This is a genomic window from Herbidospora mongoliensis (assembly GCF_001570545.1).
GTDB classification, from domain to species: domain Bacteria; phylum Actinomycetota; class Actinomycetes; order Streptosporangiales; family Streptosporangiaceae; genus Herbidospora; species Herbidospora mongoliensis.
Window position 1 is genome coordinate 126,793 of the sequence record NZ_BBXD01000009.1, and the last position, 25,710, is coordinate 152,502.

At 69.9% G+C, this 25,710-nt stretch carries 20 protein-coding genes; 16 read left to right on the top strand and 4 right to left on the bottom strand.

Annotated features, from left to right (window positions below; all coding sequences use genetic code 11):
* The first annotated feature begins 9 nt into the window (after nt 1-9).
* From AW272_RS05050 to AW272_RS05070, 5 genes are read left to right on the top strand one after another with little or no spacing between them, the layout of a single operon-like run.
* Nucleotides 10-1,350 carry an SDR family NAD(P)-dependent oxidoreductase gene (locus tag AW272_RS05050; RefSeq protein ID WP_066361393.1) on the top strand — a complete coding sequence of 447 codons (1,341 nt, stop codon included), beginning with the start codon at nt 10-12 and terminating at the stop codon, nt 1,348-1,350.
* A 45-nt stretch (nt 1,351-1,395) separates the two neighbouring features.
* Complete coding sequence (locus AW272_RS05055) at nt 1,396-2,226, top strand: leucine-rich repeat domain-containing protein (protein ID WP_157518334.1); 831 nt, start codon at nt 1,396-1,398, stop codon at nt 2,224-2,226.
* On the top strand, nt 2,223-3,800 hold the full coding sequence (locus AW272_RS05060) for an ankyrin repeat domain-containing protein (RefSeq protein ID WP_066361394.1): 1,578 nt from the start codon (nt 2,223-2,225) through the stop codon (nt 3,798-3,800). The genes AW272_RS05055 and AW272_RS05060 overlap by 4 nt, the downstream gene beginning before the upstream one ends.
* Nucleotides 3,801-3,846: 46 nt before the next feature.
* Nucleotides 3,847-5,016: a sigma 54-interacting transcriptional regulator gene (locus AW272_RS05065; RefSeq protein WP_066361396.1), complete on the top strand. Its 1,170-nt coding sequence runs from the start codon at nt 3,847-3,849 to the stop codon at nt 5,014-5,016.
* 13 nt (nt 5,017-5,029) lie between these two features.
* Nucleotides 5,030-5,899, top strand: a complete 870-nt coding sequence (locus AW272_RS05070; RefSeq protein WP_083958022.1) for a vWA domain-containing protein — start codon at nt 5,030-5,032, stop codon at nt 5,897-5,899.
* A gap of 109 nt (nt 5,900-6,008) precedes the next feature.
* On the opposite strand, the gene AW272_RS05075 is transcribed toward AW272_RS05070, so the two are convergent.
* The gene (locus tag AW272_RS05075; RefSeq protein ID WP_066361398.1) at nt 6,009-7,172 is read right to left on the bottom strand and encodes a cytochrome P450; all 1,164 of its coding nucleotides are present in this window, start codon (nt 7,170-7,172) and stop codon (nt 6,009-6,011) included.
* A 196-nt stretch (nt 7,173-7,368) separates the two neighbouring features.
* On the opposite strand from AW272_RS05075, the gene AW272_RS05080 reads away from it, so the two are divergent.
* Nucleotides 7,369-9,042, top strand: coding sequence for a sensor histidine kinase (locus AW272_RS05080; protein WP_066361401.1), 1,674 nt, complete (start codon nt 7,369-7,371; stop codon nt 9,040-9,042).
* Here the strand turns inward: AW272_RS05080 and AW272_RS05085 are convergent.
* Nucleotides 9,039-9,680 carry a response regulator gene (locus AW272_RS05085; RefSeq protein WP_066361403.1) on the bottom strand — a complete coding sequence of 214 codons (642 nt, stop codon included), beginning with the start codon at nt 9,678-9,680 and terminating at the stop codon, nt 9,039-9,041. The two genes, AW272_RS05080 and AW272_RS05085, sit on opposite strands and share 4 nt — an antisense overlap.
* Nucleotides 9,681-9,818: 138 nt before the next feature.
* Between AW272_RS05085 and AW272_RS05090 the strand changes: the two genes are divergently transcribed.
* The 9 genes from AW272_RS05090 to AW272_RS05130 all read left to right on the top strand — a co-directional run bounded on the left by AW272_RS05090 (nt 9,819) and on the right by AW272_RS05130 (nt 24,239).
* Nucleotides 9,819-10,673: a universal stress protein gene (locus AW272_RS05090; protein ID WP_066361405.1), complete on the top strand. Its 855-nt coding sequence runs from the start codon at nt 9,819-9,821 to the stop codon at nt 10,671-10,673.
* Nucleotides 10,674-10,761: 88 nt separating this feature from the next.
* A complete protein-coding gene (locus tag AW272_RS05095) occupies nt 10,762-11,943 on the top strand; it encodes an ROK family transcriptional regulator (RefSeq protein WP_066361406.1) in 1,182 nt (393 codons plus the stop codon).
* Nucleotides 11,940-12,869, top strand: coding sequence for a carbohydrate ABC transporter permease (locus AW272_RS05100; protein WP_066361408.1), 930 nt, complete (start codon nt 11,940-11,942; stop codon nt 12,867-12,869). The genes AW272_RS05095 and AW272_RS05100 overlap by 4 nt, the downstream gene beginning before the upstream one ends.
* Nucleotides 12,862-13,668 (top strand): carbohydrate ABC transporter permease, encoded by an 807-nt coding sequence (locus AW272_RS05105; protein ID WP_066361410.1) that lies wholly within the window; start codon nt 12,862-12,864, stop codon nt 13,666-13,668. Before AW272_RS05100 ends, AW272_RS05105 begins: the two co-directional genes overlap by 8 nt.
* A gap of 23 nt (nt 13,669-13,691) precedes the next feature.
* The gene (locus tag AW272_RS05110) at nt 13,692-14,945 is read left to right on the top strand and encodes an ABC transporter substrate-binding protein (protein WP_066361411.1); all 1,254 of its coding nucleotides are present in this window, start codon (nt 13,692-13,694) and stop codon (nt 14,943-14,945) included.
* 24 nt (nt 14,946-14,969) lie between these two features.
* Nucleotides 14,970-16,010 (top strand): glycoside hydrolase family 15 protein, encoded by a 1,041-nt coding sequence (locus AW272_RS05115; protein ID WP_169807491.1) that lies wholly within the window; start codon nt 14,970-14,972, stop codon nt 16,008-16,010.
* The gene (locus tag AW272_RS05120; RefSeq protein ID WP_066361412.1) at nt 16,007-18,154 is read left to right on the top strand and encodes a glycoside hydrolase family 31 protein; all 2,148 of its coding nucleotides are present in this window, start codon (nt 16,007-16,009) and stop codon (nt 18,152-18,154) included. Before AW272_RS05115 ends, AW272_RS05120 begins: the two co-directional genes overlap by 4 nt.
* Entirely contained in the window at nt 18,151-21,417 is a 3,267-nt protein-coding gene (locus tag AW272_RS05125; protein ID WP_218010789.1) for a TIM-barrel domain-containing protein, read from the top strand. Before AW272_RS05120 ends, AW272_RS05125 begins: the two co-directional genes overlap by 4 nt.
* Complete coding sequence (locus AW272_RS05130; protein ID WP_066361413.1) at nt 21,414-24,239, top strand: TIM-barrel domain-containing protein; 2,826 nt, start codon at nt 21,414-21,416, stop codon at nt 24,237-24,239. The genes AW272_RS05125 and AW272_RS05130 overlap by 4 nt, the downstream gene beginning before the upstream one ends.
* A gap of 31 nt (nt 24,240-24,270) precedes the next feature.
* On the opposite strand, the gene AW272_RS05135 is transcribed toward AW272_RS05130, so the two are convergent.
* Nucleotides 24,271-24,474, bottom strand: coding sequence for a hypothetical protein (locus AW272_RS05135; protein WP_066362485.1), 204 nt, complete (start codon nt 24,472-24,474; stop codon nt 24,271-24,273).
* Nucleotides 24,475-24,579: 105 nt separating this feature from the next.
* Between AW272_RS05135 and AW272_RS05140 the strand changes: the two genes are divergently transcribed.
* Complete coding sequence (locus tag AW272_RS05140) at nt 24,580-25,293, top strand: hypothetical protein (protein ID WP_083958024.1); 714 nt, start codon at nt 24,580-24,582, stop codon at nt 25,291-25,293.
* An 18-nt stretch (nt 25,294-25,311) separates the two neighbouring features.
* Here AW272_RS05140 and AW272_RS05145 read toward each other — a convergent pair whose 3' ends face one another.
* Complete coding sequence (locus tag AW272_RS05145; RefSeq protein WP_218010790.1) at nt 25,312-25,698, bottom strand: hypothetical protein; 387 nt, start codon at nt 25,696-25,698, stop codon at nt 25,312-25,314.
* Nucleotides 25,699-25,710 lie beyond the last annotated feature (12 nt).

The window sequence follows — 25,710 nt, forward strand, 5'->3', positions numbered from 1 at the left end:
GGGGGACTCGTGGCTTCTGACGTGGAGACCTGCCTGCGAATACTCGCGGAGGCCCGCGCCGCCGACCCCGACGACCCGCGCTGGGCGACGGTCCGGGACGCCGCCGCGCAGGTCTACCGGGCGGGCAAGAAGGCACGCAAAGCGGCCCGGCACGCCGACCGCAGGCAGCACGACGACACCGCCTCCGCCGCGACCGAACGCCACCGCAGCCAGAACCCCGCCTCCGCGCCATCGGAGCCCGTTCCGCCTGCGGGCTTACGGCCGCTGGTCGGCACCAGGCGCTGCTACACCTGCAAGGCCGTCTACGGCCTGGTGCACCCGGTCTACCACCTGCTCTGTCCCGGCTGCGCCGAGGAGAACCTGGCCCGCCGCGTCGCCCGCTGCGACCTGCGCGGACGCCGGGCCCTGATCACCGGCGGCCGGGTGAAGATCGGCTTCCAGACCGCGCTGAAGCTGCTGCGCGACGGCGCGGAGGTCCTCGTGACCACCCGCTTCCCCGCCGACGCGACCCGCCGCTTCGCCGCGGTCCCGGACGCGGCCGAGTGGCTCGACCGGCTCCACGTCCACGGCGTCGACCTGCTCGACCTGCCCGGTGTGGCGGCCCTGCTGAAGACCGTCCACGACCGCTTCGACCACCTCGACATCCTCGTCAACAACGCGGCCCAGACGATCCGCCGCCCCGCCGCCTACCACCGCGAGGTGCGGGCGGCCGAGAGCCTGCCGGCGGAGGGCTTGGCCGCCCGTGTCCGCCTCACGAGCAGCGCCTCGACGGAGATCAGCCCTGCGGCCACGGCCACGTCGACCTCGGCGGACGAGATCGAGTCGCTTTTCCCCGCCGGTCTGCTCGACGAGAGCGGGCAGCCGCTCGATCTGCGGGAGCGCAACAGCTGGAGTCTGCGGCTGCACGAGGTCGACGCCGCCGAGTGGCTGGAGGTGCAGCTCGTGAACTCGTTCGCGCCGTTCCTGCTCACCTCGCGGCTACGGGGGCTGCTGGAGGCCTCCCCTCATCCCGATCGGTACGTCGTGCAGGTCTCCGCGATGGAGGGCAGCTTCTCCCGCGAGAACAAGACCGTGCGCCATCCCCACACGAACATGGCCAAGGCCGGGCTGAACATGCTCACCCGCACCGCCGCACCCGACTACGCCGCGAGCGGCATCCACATGAACAGCGTGGACACCGGGTGGTGCACCGACGAGCGCCCTCATCCGGAGAAGGCGAACAGCAGGTTCCGGCCGCCGCTCGACGTCATCGACGGGGCGGCGCGGGTCTACGACCCGATCGTCCGGGGGGTCGGCGGCCGGCCCGTATCCGGATTTTTCCTGAAGGACTTCCGACCGGTGGAGTGGTGAACGTGAAGCCTGTGCCCGTACGCTGCCCGGCCATCGAGCACCCCGATGTCCCCCTGGCCGCACCGGCGGACCCTCTACCTGGGCTGCAACCGCATCGGCCCGGGCGGCACGGCGGCCCTGGCCGACCGGCTGGGCGACGACGACACCGTGCGGGCGCTGTGGCTCAAGCGGAACCCTGTCGGCGAGGAGGGCGTGCGCGCGCTGGCCGCGATGCTCGGCCGGAACACCACGCTGCGCACCCTCGACCTGTTCAACACCGGCCTGTCGATGAGCTCGCTGGAACTGCTGGTCACGGCGCTGATGAGCAGGCGGACACCGCTGGAGCGGCTGTTCCTCGGCGGCAACGGGCTCGGCCCGGACGCCGCGCCGCTGCTGGCCGCGCTGATCTCCGGCGCGGGCCTGCGGGAGCTCTACCTCCAGTCCAACCACCTGGGCGACGAGGGCGCGGCCGTTCTGGCCGCCGCAGGCGATCCCGATCGTCCGGTGCGGCTGGGACTCGGCGGCAACGGCATCGGCCCGCGCGGCGCGACGGCTCTCGCCGGCGCGCTCGCCGGCATCGAGACCCTCGATCTCGGACGCCCTCTCTCGGAACGCAGCCTCGGCGCGCCCCCCAACACGACCGGCGACGAAGGCGCGCAGGCCCTGGCCACCGCCCTGGCGGGCAGCCCGCTGCGCCGTCTGGAGCTTCGTCACACCGGCCTCACCGGACGGGGCGCGAAGGGCCTGCTGGCGCGGGTCCCCGACGACACCCGCCTGGAGTACGTCGGCCTCGGCCCCGGCCTGCCCCGCAGGGTCAAGCGGTCGTTCACCGCGCGCCTGCGCCCGGCCGGTCCCGGCCACCCCGACCTGATCGCGATCGGCAGCCTCTTCCGATGACCATGTCTTCGGCCCGTGAGGACCTGAGCCGCTGGCACCAGGCCCGCCGCTACTCCGTCCCCCGCTGGATGATCGAAGAGGCCACCGAACGCCGTCTGGCCGGCGACTGGCAGGCCGCCTGCGCGGTCGCGGACGTGGACATCGCCTTCGACCCGGCGGATGTGACCCCCGAGATCGAGGCGGACCTGCGGCATCTCGTCCCGGACCTGCTGCGCTGGCATGTCCCTCGCGGCTCGAACAGCGCCGGGACCATGGCCACCCTCCTGCACGTCACCCTCGCCAGATACGGCCCCGGCCACGAACTCCAGGCCACCACCCCCCACCTGAGCGAAGGCCCGCAACGGCTGACGCTGCGCCTCGGCCCCGCCCAGCGAGACGATGACCACTACGGCGTCGAGAACGCCGACTGGACGTCCGCCCGCCACCTCTGGGACGCCCGGCACACCGCCGAGCTGCGCGAACGCGGCGGCGGGAACGACCACGCGACCGCCCTCCACGCCGAGGGCAAGGTCGAGGAGGCCTTCGCGGCGGCCGGGGTGGAACTGGAGATCGTCCCGTTCAGCCGCGAGCGGTTCCGGACGCGCGACCACCTCGACATGCTCGCCCACATGCCGCTGGACATCGCGCGGCTGAAGACCGAGGTCGCCCTGCTGACCGCCCGTGGCGTGGACAAGCAGTTCCGCGTCATGTGCCCTGAGTGGCCGTACATGATCTTGCTTGAGCCCTCGCGAGAGGGCCTCAAAGCCCGGGTCCTCGGCGAGCGGGAAGACCACCCCCACACCGAACTGACCGAGGTCCACTGGCGCCGCCTGCCCGACCTCGACCTGCTGCGCGCCGGCCTGCTGACCCCCGACGAACTGCACCCGCTGGTCCGCGAGGCGCTCTTCCCCGACCTCCCGCCGGGTGAGTCCGGGCCGTGGGGGCCCGACCTTCCCCACCCGGTGCGGGTGCGCTGCGGCGGCGAGTGGCACGAGGTCGTCTCCGGCGGCGGGACCCTTCAGATCCCGCACAGCGAGGACGAACAGCGCCGCGAACGCGCCATGCGCGCCCTGGGCGGCGCCGTGGCCGGCTGTTTCGCGGCGCAGCGGTCGTGGACGTCGGGCCAGGGGAAACTGCCCAAGAAGCTGCGCTTCCAGCGGCGGAACCTGTTCATGCACGCCCAGCACGGCGACACCCAGGCGGTCCTCCGGCTCCTCGACGACGGGCTCGACCCCCGAATCCGGGACGGCCGGCAGCGCACCCTCCTCCACATCCTGCACCTGGTCGACTGGGAACTCCTGCTGCCCCGCCTCCTGGAGGCGGGGCTCGACGTGGACGCCGTCGACTACCAGGAACGCACCCCGCTGCACCACGCGGTCGCCTCCTATGGGTCACCCGCGCTGGTCGAGGCGCTGCGCGCGGCGGGGGCATCGATCGACGTGGTCGACTGGGAGGACTGGTCCCTGGCCGACATGATCCGCCGCCGCAGACGGAAGGACCTGGCCGACCTGCGCGCGGAGATCGAACGCGACCACCCCGGCATCGGCATCGGCTACGAGAGCGACGGAGACGAAGACGAAGACGACGAGGAATGACGCACGGATCCCGGTCACGTTCCGGCTGCGGCGGGGACGGTGAAGGGTGAGCCAGGGCAACCTCGCCGCGGCCGACGAGCTGAACCGGCGGCTGCGGGTCTTCCGGACCGAACCGGCCGCCAGCGTCCAGCTGGAGGCGCTCGCGCTGGCCGTCTCGGCGAACCTGCCCGTGCTGCTGTGGGGTGAGCCGGGGATCGGGAAGTCGGCCGGGCTGGAGCAGCTCGCGGACGGGCTCGGGCTGCCGCTGGAGACGGTCATCGCGAGCGTGCACGAACCCTCCGACTTCGCCGGGCTGCCGATCGTCGGCGACGACCCGGCCGTGACGGGGGTGCCGATGGCGCCGCCCGACTGGGCCGTCCGGGTGGCCACGGCCGGCCGGGGGCTGGTGTTCTTCGACGAGTTGTCGTCCGCGCCGCCCGCCGTGCAGGCCGCGCTGCTGCGGGTGGTGCTGGAACGGCGGGTCGGCAGCCTCGGGTTGCCGGAGCCGGTGCGCGTCGTGGCCGCCGCGAACCCGCCGTCGAGCGCGGCCGACGGGTGGCATCTGAGCCCGCCGCTGGCCAACCGCTTCGTGCACCTGCGCTGGACCCACGACCCCCGGACCGTCGCCCGGGGGCTGGCGGGGACCTGGCCGACGGCGCGCATCCCGTCGATCGACGCGGGCCGGATCCCGGGCGCGGTGGCGCGGGCCAGGGGCGCGGTGTCCGGGTTCCTCACCGCGCGCCCCGGGCTGGTGCATCACCTGCCCGCCGACGCGGAGAGCCGGGGCGGCGCGTGGCCGTCGCCGCGCACGTGGGAGATGGCACTGAAGCTGCTCGCGACGGCCTATGCGGCCGGGACCGGCCGGGAGGCGCTGGCGGCCGCGGTGGTCGGCGCGGTGGGCGACGGCGCGGGCGTCGAACTCATCTCCTACCTGGAGGAACTCGACCTGCCCGACCCGGACAAGGTACTGGCCGACCCGGACGCGTTCAAGCTGCCGGAGCGCGGCGACCGGCAACTCGCGTTCCTCACCGCGGTCGTGGCGGCCGTGCAGGGCGACCTGACCCAGCGGCGCTGGGAGGCCGGGTGGGCGGTGCTGGCCAAGGCGGTCGACGCCGGCGTGCCCGACGTGGCGGCGCGGGCGGCGATGGATCTGGCCGCGATGCGCGACCTCGACTGGCCGGTGCCCCCGGGCATCGACGCGTTCGTGGACCTCTTGCGGCTGTCCGGCGCCTTCTGACGATGGATCGGCTATGGATCGGGTGAAGCTGCTGGCCGACCGCCTGCCGCTGCCGGCGGGACGGATGGAGCCGCACCTGTTCGGCCTGGCGACGGGCGGCCTCTTCGAGGAGTACGTGCAGAAGCTGCCGCCGCCCGCCGGGACCGTCGACTGCGGCTCGGGCGCGCACGGCCACCCCTCCCCCTGGGAGATCGCGGACGGCGCTCCGATGGTCGGGCCGGTCGAGGCCGAGTCGCTGCGCCGGCACACCGCCGAGGCGATGCGGGCCCATCGGCGCAGCCGGGGGACCCTGCCGGAAGGGTGGAAGCGCTGGGCCGAGCAGGTGCTGGAACCGGTCGTCGACTGGCGGCAGGTGCTGACCGGCGCGGTCCGCGAGGCGGTCGCGTGGGCGGGCGGCGCGGTCGACTACACCTACCGCCGCCCGTCCCGCCGTTCGGCGGCCCTGCGAACGGTGGGGCGCGGCGTGGTGCTGCCGAGCCTGCGGCGGCCGCTGCCCCGGGTGGCGATCGTGGTGGACACGTCCGGTTCGATGGGCGAAGACGACCTGGCGGCCGCGCTGGCCGAGGTGACCGGGGTGCTGCGGGAGGTCGGCGTGCGGGGCAACCGGGTGACCGTGCTGGCCTGTGACGCCGACGTGCACGCCGTCTCCCGGGTGACCTCGGCCGAGCAGGTGACCCTGGCGGGCGGAGGCGGCACCGACATGCGGGTCGGCATCACGGCTGCCCTGGCCGGACGAGAGCGGCCCAACGTGGTGATCGTCCTCACGGACGGGCACACGCCGTGGCCCGGCGAGCCGGAGTCCTGCCGCCTGATCGCGGCCCTGATCGGCCTCGACGCGCCGTCACCGCCGGGGTGGGTGGAGACGGCGCGCATTCCCCGATGACGTCGTCGCGGCGGTCGCCCGAGCGGGTGCGGAGCGCCGGGCGACCGCCCGCCACCGGGGGCGGCGGGCGGTGCCGGGGTAGGCGGAGCCGTAACGGAGGAAAGAGCTTTTACCAGGCCACGGGGAACTTCGAGAGGCCGTAGACGACGTTGAAGGACCGGAATTCCGGTTCGCCTGCTTCGCGCAGGTCGGGGAAGCGCTCGAACAGGGCGGGGAAGGCGATCCGCATCTCCATGCGGGCCAGCGGGGCGCCGATGCAGTGGTGGGCGCCGTAGCCGAAGGCCACGTGGGGGACGTCGGGGCGGGTGATGTCGAAGGCGTCGGGGTTCTCGGTGAGGGCGGGGTCGCGGTTGGCGGACGGGAGCGAGACCACGACGGCGTCACCCTTCGCGATCCGGACGCCCGCGATCTCGGTGTCGGCGGTGGCGACCTTGATCGCGCCGGTGTGAATGATCGTGAGCCAGCGGAGCAGTTCCTCGACCATACCGTCGACCCTGGCGGGGTCCTCGCGGAACCTGGCCAGCTGGTCGGGGTTGCGGAGCAGGGCGAGGGTCCCCAGGCCGATCATGCTGGCGGTCGTCTCGTGGCCGGCCAGGAGCAGCAGGCCGCCGAGGCCGATCAGCTCCACGTCGGTCACGTCGTCGCCCTGTTCCCGGACGAGCATGCCGAGCAGGTCGTCGCCAGGCTCGACGCGGGCCCGCGCGACCAGTTCGCCCATGTAGGCGGACGATTCCACCTGTGCCTTGCCGCGCGCCTCGGGGGGCAGGCCGAAGTCGAGGAAGACCCGGCTGCGGGCCTGGAACTCGTCGCGGTCGGCGTAGGGGACGCCGAGGAGTTCGCAGATGACCAGCGACGGGATCGGGGTGGCGAACCCGGCGACCAGGTCGGCGGGGGAACCGGTGCGCTCCATCTCGTCGAGGTGGTCTTTCACGATCTCGCGGATCCGGGGTTCCAGGCGGCGGATGCGGCGCATCGTGAACTCGGGGGTGAGCATGCGGCGTAAGCGGGTGTGATCGGGCGGGTCCATCATCAGCAGCGCGCCCGCGCGCAACCGCTTGGTCTGTTCCTCGCTCATCGGCGGCACGTTGATGCCGTGTCCGTAGCTGAACAGCTCGGCGTTCCTGAGCACGTCACGCACGTCGTCATAGCGGGTGACCACCCAGGCGTCACGGCCGTAGGGCGTGGGCACCCTGGTCAGGCCCTGCTGTTCGCGGACGGCGGTCAGCTCGGGATCGGGGTCGAATCCCTGGCGGCGCAGGTGAAGAGGCAGCATCGTGAGGTCTCCTGAGAAAGATCGGCTTACCCCAGCAAGATCCCTCCCCATCGGGGGCGGCGCAACCGCAACGAGGCGGAAACTCGACGGGGCTTGGCGGTCGGTTGCACCGCTCATCGGTCAGGCCCCTCGGTCCATCGGATCTACTGACCTAACCCAGGGAGTTGTGTCCATATCGGGAGCGGAAGATGGGGTTATGGCCCGTCCACTGATCCCGAGCATGCGGCTGGACGAACTCCTCTCGGAGCTCCAGACGAGGCTCGACGCCGTGCTCGCCACCCGTGACCGGGTCCACGCCCTCCTGGAGGCGGTGGTCCTGATCGGCGGTGACCTCGAACTGGAGACGGTGCTGCGGCGCATCGTCGAGACCGCCACCCGCCTCGTGGACGCCAGTTACGGCGCCCTCGGCGTGATCGGGGACGAACACGCGCTCGTGGAGTTCCTCCCCGTCGGGCTCAGCGAGGAGGAGATCGCCCGGATCGAGCACTGGCCGCACGGCCTCGGGGTGCTGGGCCAGCTCATCAAGGAGCCCAAGCCGCTGCGGCTGTCCCGGATCGCCGACCACGCCGAGTCCCACGGGTTCCCGGACGGCCACCCCCCGATGGGCTCCTTCCTCGGGGTGCCGTTGCGGGTCCGGGACGAGATCTTCGGCAACCTCTACCTGACCGAGAAGCGCGGCGGCGACGAGTTCGACGAGGAGGACGAGGCCGTCGTCGTCGCCCTGGCCACCGCGGCGGGCGTGGCGATCGAGAACGCGCGGCTGTACGAGGAGACCCGGCGCCGCGAGACCTGGCTGCGGGCCACCGCCGACGTGACCACGAACCTGCTGTCGGGGGCGGGCCCCAGCGACGTGCTGGCCCAGGTGGCCAAGCGGATCAAGGAGATGGCCGACTCCGACACCGCCCTGGTGTTCTTCCCCGTCGACGGCGGCCGGTCGCTGCGGGCGCTGGTCGCCGAGGGTCCGACCGAACTGATCGGCGGCGAGGTCGGCCTCGACACCTCTCTCGCGGGCCAGGCCTACAAGACGGGCGAGGCGCTCATCGTCAACGACATGACCGCCGCCGGGTACGAGACCATCCGGGGCCTGCCCATCGGACCGGCCGCGGCCATCCCCCTGGGGTCGGCCGGATCGGTGCGCGGGGTCCTGGGCCTGGGGAAACGGCCCGGCCGGATCCCGTTCTCCGCATCGTCGCTGGAGATGCTCCGCTCGTTCGCGGCCCAGGCGACCGTGGCGCTGGAACTGGCCGAGGCCCGGCGCGACGCCGAGCGGATCAACCTGCTGGAAGACCGCGACCGCATCGCCAAGGACCTGCATGACGTGGTGATCCAGCGGCTGTTCGCGGTGGCGATGACGCTGATGAGCACGGTCCGGCTGGTGGAGCACCCGGAGGCGGCGTCCCGGGTCCAGCACTCGGTGGACGAACTGGACGCGACCATCCGCCAGATCCGGGCGACGATCTTCGCCCTCCAGGGGCCGCTGGGCCCGGACGAATCGGGGCTGCGGGCGCGGGTCGCGGAGCTGGTCGACAGGACGTACGGGGATCTGGGGTTCCGGCCGGTGCTGCGGCTGGACGGGAAGCTCGACTACGGCGTCTCCGACGAGATCGCCGCGCAGGTGCTGGCGGTGCTGCGCGAGGCGCTGTCCAATGTGGTGCGGCACGCCGAGGCCAAGAAGGTCGAGGTGTCGCTGGAGGCGGGCGAGGAGGTCATCTTGATCGTCGACGACGACGGCATCGGCCTGCCTCCCGGCGGGCGGCGCAGCGGGCTCCGCAACCTGGAGGAACGGGCCACTTCCTGCGGCGGCGCCTTCGAGGCGGTGGCACGTGAGGGCGGGGGCACCCACCTGATCTGGCACGTGCCCGTCAACTAACTCACCCCGTCGGGCTGCATCCGGGCGGCGTAGACCGCGACCTGGGTGCGGCGCTGCATGCCCAGCTTGCCCAGCAACCGGGAGACGTGGTTCTTGACGGTCTTCTCCGCCAGGAACATCGCGTCGCCGATCTGCCGGTTGGTCATGCCCTCACCGATGTACTCCAGGATCCGGCGCTCCTGCTCGGTCAAAGCGGCCAGCGGGTCGCGGCGGCTGTTGTCCTCGCGGAGCCGGCGCAGCATCGTGGTGGTGGCCTTCGGGTCGAGCAGCGACCGGCCGCCCGCCACCGTGCGGACCGCGCCCACCAGGTCGCACCCGTGGATCTGCTTCAGCACGTAGCCGGCGGCTCCCGCCATCACGGCCTGGAACAGGGCGTCGTCGTCGGCGTAGGAGGTCAGCATCAGGCACGGCAGTTCGGGCACGGCGCTGCGGACCTCGCGGCAGACGTCGACACCGCTGCCGTCGGGCAGGCGGACGTCCAGGACGGCCACGTCGGGCCGGATCGCGGGGATGCGCGTGATCGCCGTCGCGACGGCCCCGGCCTCACCGACGACTTTGATGTCGTCCTCGGCCTCGAGCATCGCGGCCACACCGCGCCGCACCACTTCATGATCGTCAACGAGAAATACACGAATCATGTCTTCAAACCTATTCGTCCCCTATGTCCATAGATAGGGCCCAAAGTCACCCTTTGCCCGGTTAGGGACTTTCGACCCTGGGTATTTGCGCAGCTCAAGCGTTGTCATAGAAGTCGGGGCGAAGACCAAGGGGGAGTCATGAAGGACGTAACGGTTGGTGTGGACGGTTCGCCGATGTCTCTGGCGGCCGTCCAGTGGGCCGCCGACGACGCCGCACACAGGGGCTCGTGGCTGCGCGTCGTGCACGTGATCGACCGGTCTCCGTACGAACTCACGCAGTCCCCCGAGCTAGACGCCCAGCTGGCGGACGCGGCCTGCCGGATCATGACCGAGGCCGAGAAGACCGCGCGCGAGCGGCGTCCGGGTCTCGGGATGCGCCTGCAGAGCGTCGAGGGCCGCCCGGCCGACGTGCTGCGCAGGCTGGCCGACGAGTCGGCCGGGCTGGTGCTGGGCAGCCGGGGCATGGGCCGGACGGCCGGCAGCATCCTGGGTTCGGTCAGCATGCAGCTGGCCGGGCACGCCTGCGGCCCGGTCGTCATCGTCCGCGACCGGCCCAGGAACCGCGTCGGCGAGGTCGTGATCGGCCTCGACGAGACGGCCGAGTGCCAGCGCCCGATCTCCTACGCCTTCGAGCAGGCGAGCCTGCACGGTTCGGAGGTCCGGGCCCTGCACGCCTGGACCCTGCCCACGCACTCCTACGCCCCGGAGATCACCTACGACATCGAGTCGGTCCGCGCGGGCCAGCGGGCCGTCGCGGCCGGGCAGCTCGCCAAGCACCGCAAGAAGTATCCGACCCTGCCGGTCTTCGACGACCTGCGCTCCGCGCACCCGGTCGAGGCACTGGTCGACGCGTCCAGGGAGGCCGACCTCGTCGTGGTGGGCTCGCACGGCCGGGGCCGGGCCGGGTCGATGGTCATGGGTTCGGTCAGCCGCCGGGTGCTCCGGCACGCCCGCTGCCCGATCGCCGTGGTCCGCCCGTGCGCCAAGCACTGAGGTTTCGATCTGATTTCGGAGTCTTGACAGTCCACCACTGAACAGCCATATTTCGGGACTAACTTTACCAATAAAGAAAGTGAGCCCGATGGCTGCGACCGATCGTGGTGACCTCACCCGGACGGCGATCCTGGCCCTGCTCGGCACGGTCGGGCCGCTCAGCCGCACGGAGATAGCCAGGGAGCTGGACCTCTCCCCCGCGACGGTCACCCAGCTCACCAAGGCGCTCATGGCGGCGGGCATGCTCGAGGAACTCGACCTCCAGCCCTCCCGGGGCGGTCGTCCCGCCCAGCGCCTGGGCCTCCTCGGATCGGCGGGGCGCGCACTCGGCGTGAAGGTGACCGCCGAGCACCTGGTCATCGTCGAGGTCCGCCTCGACGGCGACGTCCTCGGCTCCTGGGAGACCCCCTTCGACCCCTCCTCCCCCGACGCGCTCGGCGATCTGTCCGAAGCGGTCGCCGACGTGCTGGGCCAGATGCCCCCCTTGCTCGGCGTCGGGGTCTGCGTCCCCGGCAGCGTCGACGACCAGGCCGTCGGCACCGTCAACGCCCCCACCCTCGGCTGGCAGGCCATGCCGGTCGGCGACCGGTTGCGCCGCCGCCTGAAGCTCCCCGTCCTCCTGGAGAACGACGTCAACGCGCTGGCCGTGGCCGAACGCCTCTACGGCCGGGGCCGCACCCACCGCGACTTCCTCGTGCTGACCATCGGCCGCGGCGTCGGCGCCGCGATCGTCGCCGACGGCCGGGTCTACCGGGGCGCCCGCGGCGGCGCGGGCGAGTTCGGGCACGTCCCGGTCGCCGTGGACGGGCCCCTGTGCGGTTGCGGGGTGTACGGCTGCCTCGAAGCCGTCGTCGGCGCCGCCGGTCTCGTGGCCTCGGCCCGCGAACGCGGTCTCCACGTGACGACCGTCGACGAACTGGGCGCGCTGGCCTCCTCCGACGCGACCGCCCGTGAGGTCTTCACCGAGGCCGGCACGATCCTCGGCCGGACGACGGCGGGCTTGATAAACGTCGTCGATCCCGAGGTGGTCGTGGTCCTCGGCGAGGGGACGGCCAACTGGCCGTACTGGCAGCGGGGCTTCGACACGGCGGTCCGCCACCAGCTCATGCCGGGCCGCCGGGACATCGAGATCGAGGTCGAGAGCTGGGACGACACCTCGTGGGCCCAGGGCGCGGCGGCGCTGGTCCTGGCGACCCCCTTCGACACCGAGGGGGCGGCGGGCGAGCAGGGCCGCATGGTCAGGGCCCGGCTGATCGGGGCGACCCCGTGACCCTCACCGAGACCCCGGTCGAACAGGTCGCCAAGCAGCCCGTCCGGCCGCCGAGGAAGCGCCTGCGCTACGCCCTCACGGTCGCCGTCTTCCTGCTCCCCAGCGCCGTCCCGCTCCTGCTGTTCACCCTGATCCCGATGGCGGGCTCACTCTGGACGTCGCTGCACGAGTGGAACCTGATCACCCCGATGCGCTGGGTCGGCCTGGACAACTACGCCGACCTCCTCACCAGCGAGGAGACCCACGCGGCGTTCGGCCACACGCTCTACTTCATCGCCGGCTATCTGCCGCTGGTCTACGCCGGCGGCCTGGGCCTGGCGATGCTGCTCAACCGGGCCATGAAGGGCCGCGACCTCTTCCGGGCGATCTACTTCCTGCCGGTCGTCACGTCGTGGGTCGTGGTGGCGCTGCTGTGGAAGTGGCTGCTCAACCCGGCCTCGGGGATCGTCAACTGGGCGATCGGCCTGGCCGGGCTGGAGGGCCCCGGATGGTGGACCGACCCGGACTGGGCGATGCCCTCGATCATCCTGGCCTCGGCCTGGAAGGACCTGGGCTTCGTGATGATCATCCTGCTGGCGGGGCTGCAGGCGATCCCGAACGAGTACATCGAGGCGGCCCGGGTCGACGGCGCGAACGCCTGGCAGCGGTTCCGGCGCATCACCCTCCCGCTGCTGTCCCCCAGCACCTTCTTCGTCGTCGTCATCTCGCTGATCAACGGGTTCCAGGTCTTCGACCAGGTCCACGTCATGACCGGCGGCGGACCGGCCGGGGCCACCCAGGTCGTGGTCGAGCAGGTCTACAACCTGACCTTCAAATACGGCCGCGCCGGTGAGGCGTCCGCCCTGTCGTGGCTGCTGTTCGCGGTCGTGCTGGTGGTCACGATCTTCCAGGTCCGCGGTCAGCGCCGGTGGGTGAACTATGGCTAAGACACTCAAGTACGCCCTCGTCGTGCTGGGCGCCCTGATCATGCTGTTCCCGTTCGCCTGGGCGGTGATCACCTCGCTGACCCCGGCGGGCGCCGTCCTGCAGACCCCGCCCGACTTCACGCCGGACAACGCGACGCTCGACGGATACACGCGGCTGCTGGAGACCATGCCGTTCTGGCGGATCATGTTCAACAGCCTCTGGATCGCCGTCGCCTCGACCGTGTTCCAGCTGGTCACCAGTGCGATGGCGGCCTACGCCTTCGCCCGGCTGCCCTTCCCGGGCCGGGGCGCGCTGTTCGCCGTGTACCTCGCGACCCTGATGGTCCCGCTGCAGGTGCTGGTCGTGCCGCTGTTCATCGAGATGCGGACATTCAACCTGACCGACACCTACTTCGCGATCCTGGCCCCGACGATCGCCTCGGCGTTCGGCGTGTTCCTGCTGCGCCAGGCCGTGCGGCAGGTGCCGAAGGAGTTCGACGAGGCCGCGGTCCTCGACGGCGCGGGGCACTTCCGGATCTTCACGCTCGTCGTGCTGCCGCTGATCCGCCCCGCCCTCGCCACGTTCGCCATCTTCGGCTTCATGGCCAGCTGGAACAGCTACCTGTGGCCGCTGGTGATCATCAGGTCGCCCGAGTTCATGACGCTCCCGCTCGGGCTGGCCAACCTGCACGGCCAGTTCACCACCGAGTGGAACGTCGTGATGGCCGGGTCGGTGGTCAGCGTCGTCCCGATCCTCATCCTCTACCTGTTCGCCCAGAAGCACGTCATCGCCTCCGTGGCCCAGTCAGGCCTCAAATAACCCCCCGAAGTAAAGGAACAACCATGGCCGGATCAGCTCGGGTCGTCGCGGCGACCCTGATCACCGCCCTGCTCGCCACCGCCTGCTCCCAGGGGTCGGCGACCCGTACGGAAGAGCCCGCCGCAGGCGGCAAGGTCACCCTGCGCTACTTCACCTTCTCCGCCGCCCCCGACCACGTGAAGGATCTCGACACGATCGTGGCGGCGTTCGAGAAGGAGAACCCCACGGTGGACGTGCAGGTCGAGACGGCCCCCTACGACCAGTACTTCACCAAGCTCCAGACCAGCATCGCGGGCCAGACCGCCCCCGACACCTTCGAGCTCAACTACGAGAACTTCGTCACCTACGCCGGCGCGGGCAGCCTGCTCGACCTGGGCACCGCGGGCGGCGACACCGACACCTCCGGCTACGCCACCGAATCGCTGAACGCCTTCAAGCACGACGGCAAGCAGTTCGGCCTCCCGGCCTCGTTCTCCACGGTCGTCCTGCTCTACAACAAGGACCTGTTCGAGAAGGCCGGCGTCGCCCTGCCCACCGCCGACTGGACCTGGGAGGACGAGAAGGCCGCGGCCGAGAAGCTGACCGGCGACGGCGTTTTCGGGGACTTCCAGCCCGTCACGTTCTTCGAGTTCTACAAGGCCCTGAAGCAGACCGGCGGCGAGTTCATGGCCGGCGGGAAGTCGACGTTCAACAGCCCCGAGGGCATCAAGGCCGCCAAGTGGCTGGTCGAGAAGGTCGGCAAGACGATGCCGACCGAGGCCGAGATCGGCGGCACCGCCGACTACGACACCAACCTGTTCAAGTCGGGCAAGCTCGCGATGTGGCACAACGGCATCTGGCAGTTCGCCGGCCTGAAGGACGTGCCGTTCGGCTGGGACGTCGTCGTCGAGCCCGGCGACACCCAGAAGGCCAGCGCCGTCTTCCACAACTCGGTGGCCGCGTCGGCCACGACCAAGCACCCGCGTGAGGCGTACGCCTGGGCCAAGTTCATGAGCAGCTCGAACGTGGCCGCGACGACCCGGATCGCCAGTTCGTGGGAGCTTCCGCCGGTCTCCGACCAGGCCGTCCTGGCGGGCTACCTGAAGGACCCGGTCCCGGCCAACCGCCAGGCCGTCTTCGACTCGCTCAAGAGCATCGCCCTGCCGCCGGTCATCGCCCGCCAGCAGGAGATGCAGGACGCCGTCACCCAGGAGCTCACCGAGGCCGCGGCCGGTCGCAAGTCCGTCGAGGACGCCCTGACCGAAGCCGCCGCCAAGGTCGACGCCCTTCTCGGCTAGGAGAGAACCAGCATGATCGACTTGATGTCTCGCAGTGTCCAGGTGATCCGCGAGAATCAGTCGCCCTCGGGGGCATACCCGGCGTGTCCGACCTTCTCGGCCTACGCGGGATACGCATGGCTTCGCGATGGCGCGTTCATCGCCGAAGGCATGTCCCGGGCGGGCGAGGAGGCCTCGGTCACCGCCTTCCACGAGTGGTGCGCGCGGGTCATCACCGCGCGCACCGCGCAGGTGGACGATCTGATCTCCCGCCGGCACGGCCCCCTTTCACCTGGGGAGATGCTGCCGACCCGGTTCACCCTGGACGGCGCCGACGGCACCGACGACTGGTGGGACCACCAGCTCGACGGCTACGGCACGTGGCTGTGGCAGCTCGCCGAGCACGCCCGGCGCCACTCCGTGGAAGTCCCGATGGAGGCCGTCCGGGTGGCGTCGCGGTACCTGGCGGCGTTCTGGGACAGCCCCTGCTACGACTGGTGGGAGGAGCACGTCGAGCAGCGCCACGTGGCCACGCTCGGCGCCGTCCACGCCGGTCTGCGGGCCGCCGTCTCGCTCGGGGTCACCGACGCGGAGGTGAAGGAGGCGATCGGCGGCATCGAGGCGCTGATCGCCGCCGAGGGCGTCTCCGCGAAGGGCCATCTGCGCAAGTGGCTGGGCTCCGACGAGGTCGACGCAAGCCTGCTGGCGTGCGTCGCCCCCTTCGGTCTGTACGCCCCCGACCACCCCGTGGCCGTCGCGACCGTCGCCGAGGTCGAGCGGCAGCTCGCGCACGAGGGCGGGGTGTACCGCTACCGCGCCGACACCTTCTACGGCGGCGGCCGGTGGGTGCTGCTGGCGGGGTTCCTCGGGCTGAACCACGCTGCGGCGGGGCGGCGCGACGAGGCTTCGAGGTATCTGGAGTGGATGGCCGCCCAGGCCCTCCCGAATGGGGATCTGCCCGAGCAGGTCTCCGACGTGCTGCTCTTCCCCGACCGCTATGACGAGTGGTTGCAGCGCTGGGGGACGGTCGCCACCCCTCTGCTGTGGTCGCACGGCATGTACCTGATGCTGGGAGCCGAACTGTGATCCGCCACCGCCCCTACGGCTCGGGCCACCCCTACGCCGTCTCTGAAGACCAGCGGATCCCGTCACTGCCCCTCGACGGCCAGGCGGTCGAGCTGCGGGCTCGCTCGTCTGCGGCCGAGGTGGTCTGCGAGTTCGACGGTGTCGACCTGCCCATGGAGCCTCAGTTCTCCGGTGAAGGACCTGTCGTCACCGACGGCGGTCACCTGGCCGCCGCCCAGGCCAAGGCGGCACGGGCCGCGGTCGGGTCGTGGACGGTGACGACGGGTCCGTTGGTGTTCGGGGACCGCTATCGCTACCGGTTTCGGGAGCCGGGGCGTACCAGCCGGTGGTTCGAGGTGTCGGCGGCGCGGTGGGTCCCCGGGAAGATCAGCGTCAGCGGGACCGACCGGGTGGTGCCCGGGTCGGTCGAGTGGCTGGTCGACGCGGACGGGCCCCGTCGGGTCAGGTTCGCGGTCCGGCTCGACGAGGGTGATCACCTGGTCGGGTTCGGAGAGCGGTTCAATGCCGTCGACCAGCGGGGGAACGATCTCGACGCGGTCGTGTTCGAGCAGTACAAGGGGCAGGGGGCGGCGAACAAGACGTACCTGCCGATGCCTTTCGCCTTCGTCATCGGCGACTCGTCGTGGGGTTTTCATGTACGCACGTCACGACGCACCTGGTATTCCAGCGAGGGCGACCTGCTGACGATCGAAGCCGAGCTCGGCCCGGACGGGGAGCTGGAGATCGCCTTCTACGACGGCGAGCCCTCGGCGGTGCTGACACGGTTCCTCGACGAAGTGGGGCTGCCGACCGAGCTGCCGTCGTGGGTGTTCAAGCTGTGGGCCAGCGGCAACGAGTGGAACACGCAGACGCGCGTGTTGCACGAGATGGACCGGCACCGCGAGCACGACATCCCGGTCGGCGCGCTGGTCATCGAGGCGTGGAGCGACGAGACGACCTTCACGGCGTTCCGGGGCGCGGTCTACGAACCCTCCTCTGAGCCGCATTCGCTGGCCGACTACACCTTCCCGCCCGACGGGCCGTGGCCCGACCCGAAAGGCATGATCGACGAGCTGCACGCCCGCGACGTCAAGGTCCTGCTCTGGCAGATCCCGCTGCAGAAGATGCGCCCCCACCCCCGTCACCAGGCGGCGGTGGACGCCGCGCAGCTGGTCGAGAAGGGCTACGGCGTCCGCGAGGCGAACGGGAAGCCCTACCGGAACCGTGGCTGGTGGTTCCCGCTGTCGCTGATGCCCGACCTGTCCTCGCAGGAGGTCCGCGACTGGTGGACCGCCAAGCGGGCCTACCTGGTCGCCGAGATGGGCGTCGACGGCTTCAAGACCGACGGCGGCGAGCACGCGTGGGGCCACGACCTACGCTACGCCGACGGGCGGCGCGGCGACGACGGCAACGGCCTGTTCCCGGTGCACTACGCGCGCGCCTTCGGTGACCTGTTGCGCGAGCACGGGAAGGCGCCGGTGACGTTCAGCCGGGCCGGTTTCACCGGATCGCAGCCGCACGGCGCGTTCTGGGCCGGTGACGAAGACTCGACGTGGACGGCCTTCGAGTCGTCGATCCGGGCCGGGATCACCGCGTCGGCCTGCGGAATCGTCTACTGGGGCTGGGACCTGGCCGGGTTCTCCGGCGACCTGCCCTCGGCCGAGCTCTACCTGCGCGCGGCCGGGACCTCGGCGTTCATGCCGATCATGCAGTACCACTCGGAGTTCAACCACCACCGCACCCCCATCCGCGACCGCACGCCCTGGAACATCGCCGAACAGACCGGCGACGCGTCGGTCATCCCGATCTTCCGGGAGTTCGCGCAGCTCAGAGAGCGACTGGTGCCCTACCTGACCGAGCAGGCCGCGGTGGCGGTACGCGGCGGCAAGCCCCTCATGCGGGGTCTGTTCTTCGACCACATGGAACGCGAGTTGTGGTCCTACCCCCTGCAGTTCAAGCTGGGCGACGCGCTGCTCGTCGTCCCCGTCACCACGCCCGGCGCCACGGACGTCGCCGCCTACCTGCCTTCCGGCGAGTGGGTGGACGTGTGGACCGGCGAGGTGCTGCCCGGTGGGCGGGAGGTCACTCTTCCCGCGCCCATCGAGCGTCCTCCAGTGCTCTGTGCCTCCGAGCACTGGCCGCGTTTGAGAGGAGTGTTCCAGTGATCCGGTTACGCTCGGGCGTCACCGTCGTGGTGCTGGCCCTGCTGGCCACGATGTTCCACGCCCTTCCCGCGGCCGCCCTCAGCGGCGTGCACCACAACCCCACCGGCATCGACGATCTCTACTCCACCGAGCCGACCGAACGCGCTCCCCGCGACCCGATGGCCGGGGAGGCCGTCACCCTCAAGGCCACGACCTGGCCGATCGAGGCGGGACAGACCGTCTGGATCACCTGGACGAAGAACGGCGTCGCGCAGAGCCCGATCGGCGCCGCCTGGGACTACAACCAGGGCAACAACACCTACTGGCGCATCACCATGCCCTCGTTCGCGCGGGGCGACGCGATCTCCTACACCGTCAACGCGAATGTGAACGGCACCGGGCAGCAGAGCACAGGCCCGTTCACGTTCAAGGTGACGTCGTGGTCGACGGTCACCAACGTGGCGTCCTACGTCAACAACGGGACCAGCGTCGACGTGACGACCGGCGACTCGGCGGGGTCGTTCACCCCGAAGATCCGGTTCGCCTTCCCGGCGCTGGACCGCTTCCGCACCCAGATCGCGCCCTCGGGCAGCGGCCTGAACATCACCGGCGTGGCCGGATACACGGTCACCAACTCGGCCTCGACCCTGCAGATCTCGACGCCCTCACTGGTGCTGAAGATCCAGAAGACGCCCTACCGCCTCTCGGTCTACAAGGGCGACGGGACGACGCTGATCACGCGGCAGTACGACCCCGCGGTGTTCCGCAACATCGGCTGGGCCAGCGACGGCGTCTCCACGGTCACGAAGATCGAAGACCATTTCCTGTCCCCCGCCGGAGAACGCTTCGAGGGCTTCGGCGAACGCTATGACCGGCTCGACCAGCGCGGCACCGACGTGCACAACTACGTCTACAACCAATATCGCGACCAGGGGTCGTGGCGGCGCACCTACCTGTCGACGCCGTTCTTCCTGAACTCCGCCGGTTACGGCGTCTACATCCCCTCGACCCGCTATTCCCTCTTCAACCTGAACACCCACCTGAACGACCTGGCCGGTTTCTCCGTCGACACCGGCGGGGCGTTGAACTCGACGCTCGACTACCACTTCTTCGCGGGCACCCCCGCTGACATCGTCGACGACTACACCGCGGTGACCGGCCGGCCGCAGTTGCCGCCCAAGTGGGCGTTCGGCCTGTGGATGTCGGCCAACGAGTGGAACACCCAGGCCGAGGTGACGGCCGAACTGGCCAAACCCACGACCCACAACATCCCGCACTCCGCGCTGGTCCTCGAACAGTGGAGCGACGAGGCGACCTTCTACGTCTGGCACGGCGCGACGTACACGGCGAAACCCGGCAGCGGGAAACTCGCCCTGACCGATCTGACCTTCCCGCCGGGTACGGCGTGGAGCGACCCCAAGGCGATGGTCGACGACGCCCACGCCAAGGGCATCAAGGTCATCCTCTGGCAGATCCCGGTGTTCAAGGAGAACTTCGACACCAACCCCTCGACCGCCCCGCAGCAGCACCTCAACGACCGGTCGTACGCCCAGACGCAGGGCTATCTGGCCACCCAGCCGGGCGGTTCCCCCTACCGGATCCCGACCGGCCAGTGGTTCGGCGACAGCACGGTCCCCGACTTCACCTCGGCGGCGGCCCGCAACTGGTGGATGAGCAAGCGCGACTACCTGATGGACGACGTCGGCGTCGACGGCTTCAAGACCGACGGTTCCGAGGCGGTGTTCGGACGCGGTGTCTCCTTCGCCGACGGGCGCAAGGGCGACGAGATGCACAACGCCTACCCGAACTCCTACCTGTCGGCCTACAACACGTACGTGAAGGGCAAGAAGCCCGACGGGACGATCTTCAGCCGGGCCGGGACCGCCGGGGCGCAGTCGACCTCGATCTTCTGGGCCGGCGACCAGAACTCCTCGTTCCCCGCCTTCCAGGAGGCGGTCCGGGCGCAGCTCACCGCCGGGCAGTCGGGGGTGCCGTTCACCGCGTGGGACATGGCCGGGTTCACCGGCACCTTCCCGAGCGCCGAGCTCTACCTGCGTTCGGCCGCCCAGGCGACGTTCTCGCCGGTCATGCAGTATCACTCCGAGACCGCCAACCCGGGGACGTCGGAGGCGCGGACGCCGTGGAACGTCCAGGCGCGGACCGGGAACACGAACGTGATCCCGTACTTCCGGAAGTTCGCGAACGTCCGGATGAACCTGATCCCCTACCTGTACACGGAGGCGAAGGCGTCGTCGCTGACGGGTGCGCCGATGATGCGGGCGATGAGTTACGCGTTCCCTGCTGACTCTTCGGCCGCCGCTCTCGACCAGCAGTACATGTTCGGGCCGCAGCTCCTCGTCGCGCCGATCACCACCGCCGGGGCCACGTCGAAGAACGTGTACCTGCCCGCAGGTGAGTGGTACGACCTGTGGAACGGCGGGCGGTTCACCGGTCCCGGCACGAAGACCTACAGCGCCGGGCTGGACACGATCCCCGTCTACGCGCGGGCCGGGGCGGTCGTCCCGCTGAACCTGAACGCGGCTTACGAGCTGGGCGGGAACGTCTCCAACAGCGTCTCCTCCTATGCCAACCTGGTGTTCCGGATCTATCCGTCGGGGAACTCGTCGTACTCGTACTTCGAGGACTCGGCCGGGCTCTCCCGGACCATCTCCGTCACGGAGACCTGGGCCTCTCACACCGTCGGGGTGTCGGTGCCCGCGCTGACCACGACCAGCACGCTGCAGGTGGCCTCCACACAGCCGTCGTCGGTGACCGGGGCGACTTCCCGGGCGTCGCTGTCGGCGTTGCAGTCGGCCTCCGAGGGCTGGTGGTGGGATCCGGTGCAGCAGCTCACGTACGTGAAGCTGGCCTCCAGCGGGTCCGCGCGTTCGGTGACGCTGAACGGGGTCGACAAGGCCGCCTACGAGGCGGAGTTCGGCGCCGGGGTGGGCGTCTCGACCAACACCGACCACGCCGGCTACACCGGCACCGGTTTCGTCGATGGTTTCGCCTCCTCGGGCGACTCAGTCACCTTCGCGGTGCGGGCCGAGGCGACGGGCAGCCACCAGCTCAAGTTCCGCTACTCGACGACGGTCGCCTCGACGCGGACCGTCTACGTGGACGGGGTGTCGGTGGGGACGCTGAACCTGCCGGCGCTGGCGAACTGGGACACGTGGGGCACGGCGACGTTGACGACCAACCTCACGGCCGGGGCTCGATCGATCAAGATCGAATATGCCTCCAACGGGATCAATCTCGACAACCTGGTGGTGGCGCGGCCATGAGACGCCTGGTGTTCTTCGCAGTTCTATTAGGCGGTCTGCTGGTGGCCCTGCCCGCCCAGGCCGCCGTGCAGCGGGTGCAGTTCACCAGCGGGTCGACCTACCTGATCGCCGAGTTCCTCGACGACGACCTGGTGCACTTCGAACTGGCCAACGGGACGAGTCCCGGCACCGGCTCTCCCCTGTTCACCACCCCACAGGTGCTCAAGACCGACTACACGGGACCGTCGTCCTTCAGTCAGGTCGGGAACGTCATCACGACGGCGTCCATGAAAGTGGAGGTCACCTCCGGGACGCTGTGCGTGAAAGTCTCCGACCCGTCCCGACTGCTCTATGAGGCGTGCCCACGCAACCTTGCGCAAGCGTGGAAGGGCCTCTCAGTGACGAAGGGGTCGATCCAGAACGCCTACGGCCTCGGCGAGCAGTTCTTCATGGGCGGCAGCGCCGACGGCGACTGGGTCGGCCGCACCCGTTCGCCGGGCGGGACCTACGGCAACGCGATGGTGTACGACACCGACAACGGCCCGGTGGGCAACACCCAGATCCCGGTGCTGTTCGCGGTGGGGGCGTCCAATCTGAACTACGGGCTGTTCCTCGACCAGATGTACAAACAGGAATGGAACCTGACCGGCGATCCGTGGACCATCGACACCTGGGGCGACCAGATCCGGTGGTACACGATGACCGGCTCCGACCTGCCCGACCTGCGCAAGGACTACCTGGAGCTGACCGGCCGCCCGCCGGTGCCGCCGAAGAAGGCGTTCGGCATGTGGGTGTCGGAGTTCGGCTACGACAACTGGACCGAGATCGACAACCGCCTCGCCGGTCTGCGGACGGCGAAGTTCCCCGTGGACGGGTTCGTGCTGGACCTGCCGTGGTTCGGCGGGGTCACGGCCGGGTCGGACAACACGGCGATGGGGTCACTGACCTGGGACACCTCCGCTTTTCCCAACCCGACCACCAAGATCGCCGACTACGCCACGAACCAGGGCGTGGGGCTGATGACGATCGAGGAGTCGTACATCGGCAAGAACCGCACCGAGCACACGGACATGGCCTCGCGCGGGTATCTGGTGCGGGCGGGCTGTTCGTCGTGCGCGCCGACCTACCTGACCACCAACGACTGGTGGGGCCGCGGCGGGATGATCGACTGGACCCAGAACGCGGCCGGCGACTACTGGCACACGCTGAAACGCGCTGCTCTGAGCAGCCAGGGGATCCTCGGGCACTGGCTGGACCTGGGCGAACCGGAGATGTACGACGCCGCCGACTGGACGGCTGGAGTCCTGCCCGGCAAGCACGCCCATGCCGACTACCACAACGCCTACAACCTGAAGTGGGCCGAAAGCATCGCCCGCAACTACGCTTCGGGGACCAAACGGCCGTTCATGCTCGCCCGGTCGGGGGCGAGCGGGATGCAGCGGCACGGCGTGGCGATGTGGTCGGCCGACATCGGGTCGAAGCTGACGGCGCTGGCGCAGCAGCAGAACGTCCAGATGCACATGTCCATGTCGGGGATCGACTACTTCGGCTCGGACATCGGCGGGTTCCGGCGGGAGATGCTCGACTCGGACCTGAACGAGCTCTACACGCAGTGGTTCGCCAACGGCGCGTGGTTCGAGGTGCCGCTGCGGCCGCACACCGAGAACCTGTGCAACTGCGCGGCGACCTCGCCCGACTCGATCGGGGACGTGGCCAGCAACCTGGGGAACCTGCGGCGGCGGTATGAGCTGACGCCTTACTACTACTCGCTGGCGCACCGGGCCCACCTGACCGGGGAGCCGGTGGTTCCGCCGCTGGTCTACCACTACCAGAACGATCCTGCGGTCCGGGAGATGGGACACCAGAAGCTGATCGGCAAGGACCTGCTGGTCGGCGTGGTGGCTGGGGAGGACGAGCGGTCGCGGAACATGTACCTGCCCGCCGGGACCTGGTACGACTACGCGACCGGCGAGAAGCTCGTGTCGACCGGCCAGTGGTTCAACGACCGTCCTTTGTGGGTGAACGGCGAGTTCCGGCTGCCGACGTTCGCTCGGGCCGGGGCGATCATTCCCAAGATGTTCGTGGACGACAAGACCATGAATGTTCTCGGGAAGCGCACCGACGCGTCCACCCGGAACGAGCTGATCGCCCGGGTCTACGCATCGCCGACCGCAAGTTCTTTCACCCTTTACGAGGATGACGGATCTTCGACCGCCTACAAGTCGGGCTCGGTGCGGACGACCGCGTTGAGCCAGTCTCTTTCGGGGTCGGTGGCGACCGTGACGGTCGCGGCCTCTTCCGGGACCTACACGGGGGCGCCGGCGTCGCGCTCGAACGTGGTGGAACTGGTGGCGGACACGCAGGCCGGCGGGGTGACGCTGAACGGGTCCGCACTGATCCAGCACGCGTCCAAGGCGGCTTTCGATGCGGCGTCGAGCGGGTGGTACAACGCGGGCGGCGGCGTGGTCGTCGCGAAGTCCGCGTCGACCGCTGTCGGCACGGCGAAGACGTTTGCGTTCACGATCGGGCACACGCCTTCTGCCATGACGTTCAGTTGCGCGAACGGGACGACGACGGCTGGGCAGTCGGTTTACGCGGTGGGGAATGTGCCGCAGCTCGGGGCGTGGTCGGTGGCCAGCGCGGTGAAGCTGTCGCCGACGTCGTATCCGACGTGGACGGGGACCGTCTCCAAGCTGCCGCCAGGAGCGTCCGTGGAGTGGAAGTGCGTGAAGCGCCAGGAGGCCGGGTTCCCGGACACGGCTGATGCTTGGGAACCGGGCGGGAACACGGTGTTCACCGCACCGGCGAGCGGTTCGGGAGGGACGACCTCAGGCTCGTTCTGAGATCCGATCAAGGGTGCCCCGGTCATGACATTCATGGCTGGGGCACTCTGTTGTAGCCGTCACCGGACGATCCGAGCGCGGGCTCGCGTGCGATCGTGACGAAGGTCTCGCCGAAGGGGGTCGGGAACTTCCACAGCAGAAACTGATCCAGCTCGTATTCACACACACGCCGCAAAAGGGCGAGAAGGGTATCGAATTCCTCATCCGAGAGCGGGCCATCGTTGGTACCGTTCATCCCGATCACATTAGGGGGCCCGCTCTGGCCTATGAGCCTCCGGAGCGCTACCTGGCCCGACTCGGGACGATCTTCGCCCGCTTCGACCAGCAGGACTCCGGCAACGTGTCCTACGGTGTCACCGTCGACGGTGAGCGGTACTTCGTGAAGACCGCGGGCCGTCCCGGCCACACCCCCTTCCTCACCCATGCCCAGCGCGTCGACCTGCTGCGCAACGCGGTCCGGCTGGGCCGGACCTACCGGCATCCCGCGCTGCCGGCCCTCCACACGGTCATCGACTCCGCGCACGGACCGATGCTCGTCTACAACTGGGTCGACGGTGAACTCCTCGGGGTTCCCCGCGAGCACCGCGACGACCCGGAGTCGTCGTTCCAGCGCTTCCGCGACCTGCCGGCCGACCGCGTCCTGGCCGCCCTGGACACGATCTTCGACGTGCACGACCTCCTGGGCGGGGCCGGGGAGGTGGCCGGGGACTTCTACGACGGGTGCCTGATCTACGACTTCACCACGCACCGTCTGTCCCTGGTCGACCTGGACAACTACGTTCCCGCGCCGCACCGCAACGAGATGGGCCGCATGTTCGGCTCCTCCCGCTTCATGGCCCCGGAGGAGTTCACCAGGGGCGCCCTCATCGACCAGCGCACGAGCGTGTTCACCATGGGCCGCACCGCCCAGATCTTCCTCGGCGACGACTTCGGCGGTCCCCTCTACCAGGTCACCGCCCGCGCCTGCCACGCCCACCCTAGCGACCGTTACAGCTCTCTTCCCGAGTTCTGCACCGCCTGGAGAAACGCGCAACAGATACGGCAGATCACATAGCCGAAACCAATGATGGATTTATCGAGAGCCATCCTCAGGCCTAAGAGATGGCTTAGTCTTTTCATAAGCCTGATCCCAGGCTTCCTGCTGCGGGGCGTCCAGGGGAATATTCGGAAAAGCGTAGAGGAATCTGTGCGCGAGATCGACAAGGACCTCGTCTCCGACGTCCCGAAGTCGTTCGAACTCAGTCTTCGCGATGTCCAGTGAAAAGTGGCCTCCGGTGCCGTCCCGCAGAACCACCGTGGTCGAGCACCGGAGCACCTCGTTCGTTTCCTCGGACAAGAACGTGAGATAGACGTCTTTTACTTCGGCGCGGTGCTCGGCGAACCAGTCAGGCCGACCACGACCGCTCCAATCATGTTCGGCCGCCTGGTTCGCCAGTCGCTCGAGTTCCCCGGGGGACACCTCCTTGATGTC